The following is a 12,798-nucleotide window of genomic DNA, read 5'->3' on the forward strand; positions in this document are numbered from 1 at the left end:
GTTTAGTTGTAATAGCCGGATGCTTCTAGATAATCCTTGATATCGTTGGATAGTTCCAGTGCACGATTTTGCACTTCCACCACATAGGTTTTGATGCGCTTTTTTCTGAAAAGACTGGTACGGAGTAAATTTCTCCCTTTCACAGATTTTAATTGCGCTTCTAGAACAGCTTTTTGAATAGAGTCATTGTGGAGAAATGGTAAATCTTCATCAAGGTATCGGTTTTCAAATTCATCATTGTAATACCAAAACTCAGCTTCTTCTAAAGTGTATTTTTCATCCCAAACAACATGGGTAAGATATCTGTTCTTGATAGTGGTATAATAGGTGTTGATATTGTTGTAAAGCTCTTTATTGTCAATAAGTTTGGAAATGTTTGTGGAGTTGTATTTTTGGTAGGTTCTGTCTATAATAGGTTTGGTAAGGTAAATGGGCATCACTAATTTGATAATGGTATCCATTTCAAGATGTTCATGCGAAATCTGCTTTAAAAGTGTTCTTTTTCTATTGCTCATATCATCCAGAAATTGGATGTGGTCCTCTAGGTTTTCCAAATCCAATGCAATGTCAACTGTCAAGTCGTTTAGGTAATCCAAGGTATGTTGTTTTTCAATTCGGTCTTGATTCCAGTTGTTTACTTGAAGCGCAATAAGAATCCCTAAAACGACAAGAAGAATTTCTCCCAAGGCATATTTTAAATACTGTCCCAATTGATTTTTATCCAGAAGTGTTCTTCTGATGTTTTTAAAGAATTTCAGCATAGTTGGTTAATGAAATGATAGACATTAGCAACTAATTTAATCAAAATTGAATAAAGCTGAGGAAATGAGTTTTGAGACCAATAATTTGCAAAAAAAAATACTACCGTTTATAAGAAGATATAAGCAGCAGTATTTTTTTGATTTAAACAAACGAGTTTATTTTTTCAAGAGTTTAATTGTATTGAGCTCAAAATTGTTATTGAAAAGACCTAAAAAATAAATTCCAGAATTTAAGTTATCTAAATTTTCTATTGTGTATTCACTGGTTAAATTCTCTAGGGTGAACTCATTTATCATTTTTCCATTTAAGTTGTAAAGTATTATTTTATTGAACTGCTGCTTCTTTGCCCCTTTTATATTGAGATGGTCTGAAATGGGATTAGGGAAAATGGAAACATTATTTTCCAATAAATCGTTTATAGAGAGAGTTTCAGAACTCTCCTTAGCACCTATGTCAATTATTGTAGAATTATAAATGTTCTCTATGTCGGGATCGCCCGCATTAATGGCGCTAGAGGAATTATTTAATTTACAAAAATCTGGGTTTAGAGGATCCATAGAAATCAAATCAGCTGAAGAGAAGATATTGTAATAGGTGTCTGATGGGGTTCCATTGTCATTGGTGGTCACAATGGTCCCAATTCCTATAGGTAAATTGCTTACATCATTACCATTATTGTACAAAAGGTTGTAGGTTACAGAGTTCGGAACAGGAGTTCCTTCTGAAATGATTCCGCTTACACTGTTGTTTATAATTATATTGGAGTTTATTATAGGGTTTGGGTTAAATGCATCTGAATTATAAATGCTTACTCCTTTTAAATTTGAAAAAATAGTGTTGTTTCTTATGGTAGGTTGGTTACCATTAACAGAAATCCCTTTAGTTGAATCGAAAATAATATTGTTGTGGATAGTAATGCTTGTATAAGTTGATATACCATTTATACAATCTGAAATGATATTGTTACGAACTACAGTTTGGTAATTTGCCCAACCTGTATAAATCCCAATCGCATTGTCATAGATACGGTTACCATCGATAATTGCAATGGGGTTAGTTGAATCATTGAAAAACACACCTCTATCACAATCCGATATTTCATTGTTTAAAATGTTCACATTTGTTGCATCATTGCCAATACTTATTCCTTTTTCATCACTATGTCTTATAATGCAGTTTTCTATAGTGGCTTCAGCTTCTATATTTACTATTCCTTTATTCTCAGAATTCTCTTCTTTTCCATATTCAATGATACAGTATTTCAAAATAGTTGAGTTTGAACTTGAATTAATGTTTATGCTATTCCAATCAGTATTTGAAGGATTGGAATTTTGAGAAGTAAACCTAATGTAATTTTCCTCAGTCCCAATAGCATTTAAGGTGCCGTTAACCAAAATTGAATAGTAACCACTGAATTTAATTAGTGTTCCAGGTTCAATGGTTAGAGTTGCTCCAGAGGGTACTTTAATATTTCCGTTAACAATATAGGTGTTGTTACTTGTCCAAACGCCAGATACGTTTGTTGGAAATAAGCCAATTATTCCAATATTGACTATAGAGTTGGAGTTTAGAACAACGCTTGGAAGTGTTGTGTTTTCGGCGATGAACTGGTCGCTCAAGGTGTATGTTTGATAGCCTTCTTTTTCAAAGGTGACATCATAAATTCCATTCTCAATGGTTGCGTTGAATGTACCATCTGAGTTTGATGTTGTTTCACCATAAACAGCACTAGGCGAAATAGGGGCAAATTTAATGGTAATACCACTATGATCGGAGCTGTCATCGAGCAAAACGCTTCCTGTAATTACAGAAGCATTTGCAAAAGTGGATAAAAAGAAAATTAAATAAAGTAGATTTTTTTGCATGAGAGTACAGTTATGGTTGATATCGAGGAGAAAAGTAGTTTTAATGTGAGAAATTTCCAAATTTTATTTCAATAGGAAATAGGTTAAGGTTATTAAATTTTATAAAATCATTTATAATTGAAACTAATTCTACCTTGACGATAAAACTAATTTCTTTAACAATGAAATTTGCCCAAGATGATAATAGCTGTGTTCTATGATGGCTTCAATATTACGTTCATAGGTTCCGTAGGCCTCTTTTACAAAAACTTTATCTAGATCCTTAGAGGAGAGTTTTTCAACCTCAAGAGCAAAGGTTTCGGCATCTTCAATGATTATTTTCAGTCGTTGTTCCCAATCTTTTTGAGAAGTTATAGGAGGGAAATCAAAACTGAATTTGTCCTTTATTAAAAGGTCTCCTCCTTGTAAAACATTTAGAGTGCCAGCAATGTAGTAGTGGATGTGTTGGGCAAGAGTACCTATAGTGTTGAGTTGCCCAGCAGGTGTGATGGCCATTTGCCAATTGACATCGGAGAGTAGTGATTTTAAATTGGTGTTCGCAATCCAATCCCCAGAAAGGATCACCTCCCTAAACCGATTGGCAATTTGTTTTGAGCGTTTCATAAAAGTAAAGGTTACCATCAGGTTTTTTAAGTCCAATTCGAAAAAAAAATAGGACATTTAAAAATACAAAATTGATGGTAACCCTTAGTTATTTTCTAATGAAATAGAGAAGTCAATTCTTCTGCAGATATTTCATAGGACGGATGGAAATCTTCAGACTCCATATAGTTAACAATGGATTGGTATAATTGACGTGCTTCTGGTCTGTCTGCAATTTTGTTCAATTGGGACATGCAAACCAATAACTTTCCTGTACCAACCTTAAATTCGAAAATGAGGCCTAATTTGTGGTTACGTTCCAAATTGTCAATTACCTGAACAATAGGACGATAATCATTAGCTGTATTATCCAATATTAGAGAATTACTGTTTTTGATCATTGAAAACCATTGCCAATTGGTATGAAAATCGGTAGGGAAAGCATTAAATATTGGATGTTTTGGATCCATAAGTAATCCTAGTGTTCCTGGCGAAACAGGTTTGTTGTTGGATTCGCTAATGCTCTTGAACATGCCGTAGTTCCAAAATTCGGGAGGGAAGTGTCCTGGAAAACTGTTCTTTTCAATAGATGATGTTTTTGGGAAATACAAAACCGTACCGCCGTTTTTTAGGTTGTTTAAAGCAGATGTATTCAAATCTTCAACAATGGAAATAGAAGTTGGAATTTCAATATCCTCTTTGGAAGGATACACCCAAATAGGATAGGAGTTGCTGTATTCCGTATTGGCAATGGACACCAAAACGTTCAATCTTTCAGGTTTTTCAATGTTTGACAAGTCAAAACTTAATTTTCCTAAATTGGATAACCCGTCATTGGAAATGGATGTTGCGCTAACATTGCCTTGGTTCATGACAAAGCCATTTTCTTTTTCAACTTTCCATTGCACGCCTTCAGTAATCGCCTTGTTGGAATAGTTAACAACATCTAATTGAGCTGTGAAATGTTCACTGTTGGTCCATGTGTATTTAGGGAATTCAAGTAGCAGAACCACATCGTTGCAGGACTGTTTCCATGTTTCAGGAGTTACCACATCTTTACTGTCCATAAAAGCATCCAAAATACCAACCAAAGCTGTTCCTTGACCAGGGAAATCTTGAAGGTCTAAAAGTTGGAACCCTGCCATATCTTTTGTGCGAAGCGCGGCTTCCATTTCTGCCTTATAGCAAATAGCGGACCAAGCACCTGAAGCCTTTTGAAAGGCACTATCCAAATCTAGCATACCAGCTTTTTCAAGTCTGTTTTTAAACTCGATAAGGTTCCAAGCCTTTAAAATACCGGTGTATTTTTCAATTTCTTTGTAATCAGGATAGATTTGGTATTGCCCGATTTCATGACTGATAATTGGAAGCTCCAAACGAGATACCGAATAATCAAAATTGAAATTTGTTGATGGTGTTTGGGTGTTCAAAATTCCGCCATCCTTGGCATCGGCAAAGGCGTGTGTTAATCTTGTGTGAGCTTTGTTGGCATCGCCATCAAAAGGAGTTCTGGCCCCTACAAAAAACTCGGCATAGTCACGAGGAGGGACATAGCCTATATTATTGTTAGAACCTATGGTGTACATTGGGCGACCGTCGTAACCTTTTAAAGACACCATTAGTTTTTCAACATTGTCATGCCCGCTCCAAATTTCATTTCCAGGGGAAAACATGACAAACGATGGGTGGTTGGCATAGGCTTTCAACATCGCTTCTCCTTCGGCTTTCAATTGGGCAGCAATAGTATCAGACTCCAAACCTCCCCAAAATGGAAGTTCGGCCTGAAGATACATACCTTCTAGGTCAGCCGCAGTAAAGGCTGCTTCTGGAGGACAGTAGGTGTGGAAACGGTAATGGTTGATGCCGTAAGATTTAGCAATCTTATAGATTTTTCGCCAAGATTCCACATCCATGGGTGTGTGTCCTATATTTGGAAACACGGCAGCATCGTGCTTTCCTCTTAAAAAGGTTTGGCGTCCATTGATGGCAAAATGTCTTCCGTCAACTTTAAAATTGCGCATTCCAAAAATCACTGATTGGGCATCTTTGGTGTTTTTATTGGAAATAATGGCTGTTACTTTGTAAAGCGGTTGTTCATACTCATCCCATAGCGCTATGTCGTTTTCAAATACATAACTCACGGTGTTTTTAGATTTATTGGCAAGTATGAATTGTTGAGGTTTCAATTGTGTAGTTACGCCATTGATGGTGTTCTCCACTAAAAGTTCTAGGGAAACTTGATCTGAGCCATTTTCTACCTCAATGGCAACATCTATTGCTTTCTTTTCAATATTTGGAAATACCTGTAGGTTGGAAATGTAGGTAGGCGCAGAGGCTTCTAAGTACATTTTCCCAATAACCCCATTCCAATTGGTTTGGGTATCATCGGTGTAGATATGCACATTTCCGTAAGGCGTTAATTTTAAATCGTTATTGATTTGAAGCGTGATATAATGTTCCCCGGGACTTAAAAAGGAGGACACATCAAACTGTTGAGGTGCTTGCAATAATTGTGAAGATCCAACAAGCGTACTATCAATCCAAACATTTGAAGGTTTTGTGCGTTCCAAATACAATATGATATGCTGCTCCTTGAAATTTTCCGGAATGATCACCTTTTTTCTATACCAAGCGGCACCTTCATAAATAAAAGGACGGTTGAGGTGCATAGTGGTGGTATCTGTGTTAACAAAGCCTTTTTTATTGGAATCTGTAGTTCCCGGTAAAGTTACGTTGTCATTCAAATCCGTCAAGAACCATTTTTCGGAAGTGCCAACATTGGCTGTGTCCAAAGCAAATTGCCATGAACCTTCCAGATTTAATGTATGTCTGTATTGTGTTGGAGTGGGGGTGTTTTGGCAGTTAAAGCAAATCACACTGAGTATAATGAGATAGGCGTATTTCATTTGGAAATTGTTCTGAGGGCTTTTGGTTGAAGTTGATTAAAAGGTTGGTAATGCAGATTGACTAAGCATTTTTCCATTTAATGTTACAACCAATGCTAGGCTTTTGGTTGTCTGAAATAGGAGAATTGTTAAGTAGTGCATTTAAGGCGTCTCTAAGGTCCTTTCCTGTTACCGGAATATCATTTCCAGGTCTTGAATCATCTAGTTGCCCTCGGTACACAAGCTTTAAATCATCATCAAATAAATAGAAGTCTGGGGTACAGGCGGCATCGTAGTCTTTAGCTACTTTTTGGGTTTGGTCATAAAGGTAAGGGAAGATAAAACCTTCATTTATGGCCATTTCTTTCATGAGGTTAGGGTTGTCTTCAGGATAATTTTCAACATCATTACTAGAGATGGCTACCCAATTTATTCCTTTGGAGGTAAAGTCTTTGGCTATTTTGGACAATTCAGTATTCACATGCTTGACAAAGGGGCAGTGATTACAGATAAACATAATTACGGTTCCTTTTAGACCTTTAAGGTCATCCAAGGATTGGTTGGTGCCGCTTACGGTGTCGTAAAGTGTAAATTGTGGTGCTTTTGTGCCCAAGGGCAACATGTTTGAAGGTGTTCTAGCCATAACAATTAAATTAAACTCAAAATTACTTAAAAATTAGCCAACCTAAAAGAATACTTGGGAGGCATTTGTATAAGGATCTCATAAACAGGATGGGGGCATTTTTAAAATAGTTTGTACTTTTGGCGGATGAACAACAGCATAACTTTTGAGGACTTTTCTAAAGTGGATCTTCGTGTAGGAACCATTATTGAAGTAAATGATTTCCCTAAGGCACATCGGCCAGCCTATCAGTTAACTATTGATTTTGGTACTTTGGGAATTAAGAAGTCCTCCGCCCAAATTACGAGCTTATATACCAAGGCGGAATTACTGAACAAACAAGTTGTGGCTGTTGTCAATTTCCCTAAGAAACAAATAGCCAATTTTATTAGCGAATGTTTGTTGTTGGGAGCAGTAGATGGAAAAGATGTGGTGTTGTTGAATCCAGAGCAGCATGTAGATAATGGAACTTCTGTAGCTTAAGAATATGCAAGAATTAGATACTGTCCAAATTCAGTTCAACAATGATGATTTATGGGTGCTTAACGTTGCTTTGGCTGTGGTGATGTTTGGAGTGGCTTTGGGAATATCGGTTGAAGATTTTAAAAATGTAATGAAACAGCCTAGATTGATTTTTGTAGGGCTGCTTTCGCAATTTATTGTCTTACCATTATTAACTTTTTTAGTGATTTTGGTTATAAATCCTCAACCAAGTATTGCCTTAGGTATGATGATGGTAGCGGCTTGTCCTGGCGGTAATATATCAAATTTCATGACACATTTGGCTAATGGAAATTCGGCATTGTCAGTAAGTTTAACGGCTTTGGGAACCTTGTTGGCTATTGTTATGACTCCTTTAAATTTTCAGCTTTATGGCAACCTGTATCCGCCAACAGCCCAAATATTGAGAACAGTGGAAGTGGCTCCATTGGAATTGCTGAAACTGGTAGTGTTGCTTTTGGGAATTCCATTAATATTGGGCATGACATTGCGGTATAAAAATGTAAGGTTGGCTGAGCGCTTGTCGAAATTGTTGAAACCGCTTTCTATTATAGTTTTTGTAGCTATTGTGATTATAGCTTTTTCAAATAACCTAGATGTGTTTAATAATTACATTTCTCATGTAGTTTATATTGGAACTGGTCATAATTTGTTGGCAATTAGCACAGGGTTTATTGCCGCAAAATTATTTGGATTGACCAAACGTGATCAAAAAACGATAGCAATAGAAACGGGCATCCAAAATTCAGGGTTGGGATTACTCTTGATTTTTACCTTTTTTAATGGACTGGGAGGTATGGCTATTATGGCTGCCTTTTGGGGTATTTGGCATATTGTGTCTGGGTTGGCTTTGGCCTTGTATTGGTCTAAAACGTCTTCTAAAATTAGTGTGGTTTGAATAAGATTTGGTTGTTTTTGGTAAGAAGCTATGTGCAACTAGGTCTCTTTTTTTATTACCGAAAAGTTTTGGTAGCAAAGCAGCAGCCTTTTTCCAAAAATGAGGCCGTAATCTTTTTGGGGAATCACCAAAATGCACTTATGGATGCTTTGGTTATAGCTGCCAAAAATGGTCGTTTTGTCTATTTTTTGACACGAGCAAGTGTTTTTAGCAACCCTTTGGTCGCTAAAATTTTAAGGAGTCTCAGAATGTTGCCTGTCTATAGGGTAAGGGACGGTTGGAAAACAATTTCAAAAAACGATGAAGTTTTTAAAACCTGCTCCAAACTATTGCAAGACAAAAAGGCGATAGCTGTTTTCCCAGAAGGAAACCACAATTTAAAACGAACTGTCAGACCCTTAAGTAAGGGCTTTACCAGAATTGTTTTTGAAACCTTGGCGAAGTACCCTGACACAAGGCTGTCGTTGATTCCTGTGGGGATCAACTATGAAGACGCTATAGGCTATGCTAATGGCGTCTTATTAAATTTTGGAACCACCATAAAGGTTACGTCCCAAGACATTATAAAAAGTCCTAATATGGCGCAACAACTTAAAACAAGGGTTCATGAAGAGTTGTGTGCATTGACTACTCATATTGATTCAAAAGCTTATGACGATACGTTGCAAAGATTGGAGGCAGACAAAGTTGATTTTCTCAATCCTATTGCTGTCAATAAATATGTAGATACTGGTTTTAATGGAGCTCATTTGAAAACTGCAACACAAGGTGGATGGACAAAGCGATTTTTTGTATCCCTTTTGAAATGTGTTTTGTTGCCCCCTTATTTGGTTTGGAAGCAAATATTGTTGCCTAGGATAAAGGAACGTGAATTTGTGTCTACCTTTCGGTTTGCTGTGGTGTTAACTCTTGTGCCGTTTTACTTAATTCTATCTACGACAATAATTGCAGGTATATTTGGACTGCCTGTTGCCGGGATATATTTATTAGGTATTCTTATAGTCGCTTTATTGGCAGTGAAACTTTAGGGAATGGTAGTGAATCTATAAAAAAAAAAACCGCTACAAATTGCAGCGGTTTCTCCTTGTGTTATGTTACATAAAATAATTAAATATCTTCAAAGTTTACATCGGTAAAACTTCCAGTAGAGGCCGTAGTCTCGTAGCTTGTTTCTCCTTCTTCAATATCGTCGTTAGAATAATAATCGTCTTTTTTGAAGTTTTTTTGGTGACGCTCGCTAATTACTTCATCTCCTTTTTCTTCGATGATATAATCTGTCATTTCAGCTAAGATTTCGTTAAATTCAGCAAAATCTTCTTTGTATAAGTAAATTTTATGTTTTTTGTAGTGAAAAGACCCATCCTCATTGGTGAATTTTTTACTTTCTGTAATAGTTAGGTAGTAATCTCCAGCTTTGGTTGCTCTTACGTCAAAAAAATATGTTCGTCTTCCTGCTCTTAATACTTTAGAAAAAATTTCCTCTTTTTCCATCATTCCTTGGTCACTCATAAGATTTTAATATTAAAAAATTAGTTCCTATTAATGTCTCAAAAATCTAAAAAAAAAGCAAAGAAACCAACAATTTGTCATATTTCTTTTTCGCTGAGCTGTTTTAAATAAAGGTCTTTGTAGTAACCTTTTGAATTTAAGAGAGTTTCATGATTTCCTCTTTGAATGATCTCGCCATTATCCAAGACAATGATGTGATCTGCGTTCTTTGCAGAGGAAATCCTGTGGCTTACAATTACGGTTGTTTTGTCTTTGGATACCTTGTTAAGGTTCTTGAGGATTTTCTCTTCGGTTTCTGTGTCGACAGCTGAAAGACAGTCATCAAACAATAAAATTTTAGGTGACTTTATAATGGCCCTTGCAATGGATATCCGTTGTTTTTGTCCTCCAGATAAGGTAATCCCGCGCTCTCCCAAAATAGTATCATAGCCTTTTGAGAATCCAGTAATATTTTTGTGGACATCTGAGTTTTTGGCGGCATTAATAACCTCTTCATCCGTGGCGTCCTCTTTTCCAAACTTAATGTTGTTTTTGATGGTATCCGAAAACAGGAAGGCGTCCTGCGGTACATAACCAATGCTGTCTCTTAAATCGGTTAAGTTTACACGATCAATTGGCGTTTCGTCTATAAGAATAGTACCTGTATCAATATCGTAAAGTCGCCCAATAAGGTCTAGAATAGTAGATTTACCGGAGCCTGTTTTTCCCAAAATGGCAAGAGATTCTCCTTTTTTCAATGTAAAACTAATGCCCTTTAATGCTTGAATATTGGTGTCTGGATAGGTAAACGATACATTTTTAAATTCAATATTTCCTTGAATCACACTGTGAGCATCGGTGTTGTTCTTTATACTAGGTTCTATTTTTAAAAATTCATTGATGCGTTTTTGGGAGGCTTCAGCTCTTTGTACCACAGAGGTTACCCAACCTACGGTGGCAACAGGCCAAGTAAGTAGGTTTACATAGATTATAAATTTGGCAATAACCCCTAAACTTTCTATTTCTCCATCAATATATTGTTTCCCACCTATATATATAACGATAATGTTACTTAGCCCAATTAGTAAGATCATTAACGGAAAAAACAGGGCTTGTACTTTGGTTAGGTCAATGTTCTTTTGTCGGTTTTCAGCAGAGAGCTTATCAAAATCTTCATACACCTGCTGTTCGATGCCGTAGGATTTTATAACCCCAACACCACTAAATGATTCTTGGGCAAAGGTATTAAGTTTGGAGAGCCAAACTTGAACAATGGTACTGCGCTTGTGAATGGCTTTACTTAAAATATAAATGAAATAAGAAAGCACAGGAAGAGGAATAATGGTATACAAAGTCAACATAGGGGCTGACTTGAACATTAAAAAGAGAGCAATAATAAATAAGGTGATGGTATTGATACTGTACATTATGGCTGGGCCTGCATACTCTCGTGCTTTTCCAACATCTTCGCTAATACGATTCATTAAATCTCCGGTACGGTTGGATTTATAGAAATCCAAGGAGAGACGCTGGTACTGATTGTACACTTCATTCTTTAAATCGTATTCAATATATCTGGATACGTTGATGATGGTCTGTCTCATTAAAAAAGTAAAGACTCCTCCCACTATGGCAGCTCCCACTATGTATAAAATATTAATGAATAGCTCCTTTTTTACTAAAGCAATATCTGTAATAGCACCCTTTCTATATTGGTCGATAACGTCAACAGATGACCCTACCAATTCAGGAGTAAACAATAAAAAAATACGGGCTACTATGGTAATGACAATACCTGCGAGAAGTTTGTAACGATACTTGTAAAAATATTTGTTGAGATGTTGTAATTCTTTCATTGAAAAAAAGGAACTGTTAAGCTTTTTTTAAGATACTTTAATTTTATGATTATTTTTTGCTAATATTTCAATAATGGATTAATTTTGCACGCGTTTTTAGAGGTGCTAAAAACGTATTTAATTAATTCAAATTACATGATTTCAGACGTTATAAGTTCTTCAGAACTTTCGAAAGTCGATCCGGTTTTTGGTCAATTGTCTTTTGACAACCATGAGCAAGTGGTTTTTTGCAACGACAAAGATACTGGTTTAAAAGCAATAATTGGTATTCATAACACAGTTTTAGGTCCTGCTCTGGGAGGTACAAGAATGTGGAACTACAACAACGAATGGGAAGCCTTAAACGACGTATTGCGTTTGTCTAGAGGGATGACCTATAAATCTGCAATTACGGGCCTAAACCTTGGTGGAGGGAAAGCTGTAATTATTGGAGATGCTAAGACCCAAAAAACTCCAGAACTTATGAAAAAGTTTGGTGAGTTTGTACATTCTTTGAGCGGTAAGTATATTACGGCAGAGGATGTTGGAATGGCAACTTCAGATATGGATTTGGTGAGGGAAGTAACGCCTTATGTAACGGGTATTTCAGAAAGCAAGGGTGGCGCTGGTAACCCATCGCCAATTACAGCTTATGGAGTGTTTATGGGAATGAAAGCAGCGGCCAAGTTTAAATTTGGTTCGGATGTGCTGGAGGACAAAACTGTGTTTGTACAGGGGATTGGTAATGTAGGGGAAGCCTTGGTTGAGCATTTGGTTAACGAAGGTGCGAAAGTAACCATTACCGATATAAGTCCTGAACGTTTGGAAATGGTAAGTTCAAAATACGGAGCTACCATCTATAAAGGAAAAGACATCTACAGCGAAGCTATGGATATCTATGCGCCTTGTGCTTTGGGAGCTACTATTAATGATGATACCATTAACCGTATTCAAGCAAAAATTATTGCTGGAGCAGCCAATAACCAATTGGCAGAAGAGCGTACTCATGGTAAAATCTTACAGGAGCGCGGTATTGTTTACGCTCCAGATTTCTTGATTAACGCAGGTGGAATCATTAATGTGTATGCTGAATTGGAGAATTACGGCAGACCAGAAATTATCCGCAAAACTGAAAATATCTACAATACAACATTGGAAATTCTTGAAAAGGCTCAAGCTACTCAAATTACAACCCACGAGGCAGCTTTGAAAACTGCTCAAGAGCGTATTGAAACGCGCAAGAAGGAAAACGCAAAATAATTGCGGATAGATTCCTTTTTTTAGTTTCAGCAATGAATAAATAATAGTATTTTTGCGAGGCGAAAGAAATAACACTTTCGCCTCTTTAATTTTTTATAAA

The 12,798-nt window shown here is 36.5% G+C and carries 11 protein-coding genes; 4 read left to right on the forward strand and 7 right to left on the reverse strand.

The annotated features are described in order from the left end of the window. Nucleotides 1-2 precede the first annotated feature (2 nt). The 5 genes from RBH95_RS06355 to RBH95_RS06375 all read right to left on the reverse strand — a co-directional run bounded on the left by RBH95_RS06355 (nt 3) and on the right by RBH95_RS06375 (nt 6,737). Nucleotides 3-761: a hypothetical protein gene (locus RBH95_RS06355; RefSeq protein WP_307901845.1), complete on the reverse strand. Its 759-nt coding sequence runs from the start codon at nt 759-761 to the stop codon at nt 3-5. Nucleotides 762-917: 156 nt separating this feature from the next. After that, nucleotides 918-2,627 (reverse strand): right-handed parallel beta-helix repeat-containing protein, encoded by a 1,710-nt coding sequence (locus tag RBH95_RS06360; protein ID WP_307901846.1) that lies wholly within the window; start codon nt 2,625-2,627, stop codon nt 918-920. A 129-nt stretch (nt 2,628-2,756) separates the two neighbouring features. After that, nucleotides 2,757-3,230 (reverse strand): DUF1572 domain-containing protein, encoded by a 474-nt coding sequence (locus RBH95_RS06365; RefSeq protein ID WP_307901847.1) that lies wholly within the window; start codon nt 3,228-3,230, stop codon nt 2,757-2,759. 95 nt (nt 3,231-3,325) lie between these two features. Next, complete coding sequence (locus RBH95_RS06370; RefSeq protein WP_307901848.1) at nt 3,326-6,115, reverse strand: sugar-binding domain-containing protein; 2,790 nt, start codon at nt 6,113-6,115, stop codon at nt 3,326-3,328. A 61-nt stretch (nt 6,116-6,176) separates the two neighbouring features. Beyond that, nucleotides 6,177-6,737 carry a thioredoxin family protein gene (locus RBH95_RS06375; RefSeq protein ID WP_307901849.1) on the reverse strand — a complete coding sequence of 187 codons (561 nt, stop codon included), beginning with the start codon at nt 6,735-6,737 and terminating at the stop codon, nt 6,177-6,179. A 126-nt stretch (nt 6,738-6,863) separates the two neighbouring features. Between RBH95_RS06375 and RBH95_RS06380 the strand changes: the two genes are divergently transcribed. The 3 genes from RBH95_RS06380 to RBH95_RS06390 are packed head-to-tail and all read left to right on the forward strand — an operon-like array spanning nt 6,864 to nt 9,143. Further along, complete coding sequence (locus RBH95_RS06380; protein WP_307901850.1) at nt 6,864-7,199, forward strand: tRNA-binding protein; 336 nt, start codon at nt 6,864-6,866, stop codon at nt 7,197-7,199. A gap of 4 nt (nt 7,200-7,203) precedes the next feature. Further along, a complete protein-coding gene (locus tag RBH95_RS06385; RefSeq protein WP_307901851.1) occupies nt 7,204-8,115 on the forward strand; it encodes a bile acid:sodium symporter family protein in 912 nt (303 codons plus the stop codon). Further along, complete coding sequence (locus tag RBH95_RS06390) at nt 8,112-9,143, forward strand: 1-acyl-sn-glycerol-3-phosphate acyltransferase (protein ID WP_307901852.1); 1,032 nt, start codon at nt 8,112-8,114, stop codon at nt 9,141-9,143. The genes RBH95_RS06385 and RBH95_RS06390 overlap by 4 nt, the downstream gene beginning before the upstream one ends. A gap of 79 nt (nt 9,144-9,222) precedes the next feature. Here RBH95_RS06390 and RBH95_RS06395 read toward each other — a convergent pair whose 3' ends face one another. Both RBH95_RS06395 and RBH95_RS06400 read right to left on the reverse strand, forming a co-directional pair. Beyond that, on the reverse strand, nt 9,223-9,624 hold the full coding sequence (locus RBH95_RS06395) for a PUR family DNA/RNA-binding protein (RefSeq protein ID WP_307901853.1): 402 nt from the start codon (nt 9,622-9,624) through the stop codon (nt 9,223-9,225). A 77-nt stretch (nt 9,625-9,701) separates the two neighbouring features. Then, the gene (locus RBH95_RS06400) at nt 9,702-11,459 is read right to left on the reverse strand and encodes an ABC transporter ATP-binding protein (RefSeq protein ID WP_307901854.1); all 1,758 of its coding nucleotides are present in this window, start codon (nt 11,457-11,459) and stop codon (nt 9,702-9,704) included. A 135-nt stretch (nt 11,460-11,594) separates the two neighbouring features. Between RBH95_RS06400 and RBH95_RS06405 the strand changes: the two genes are divergently transcribed. Further along, nucleotides 11,595-12,698 carry a Glu/Leu/Phe/Val dehydrogenase gene (locus RBH95_RS06405; RefSeq protein WP_307901855.1) on the forward strand — a complete coding sequence of 368 codons (1,104 nt, stop codon included), beginning with the start codon at nt 11,595-11,597 and terminating at the stop codon, nt 12,696-12,698. Nucleotides 12,699-12,798: the final 100 nt, after the last annotated feature.

This window comes from Mangrovimonas sp. YM274 (assembly GCF_030908385.1).
In the GTDB taxonomy this organism is placed as follows: Bacteria; Bacteroidota; Bacteroidia; order Flavobacteriales; family Flavobacteriaceae; genus Mangrovimonas_A.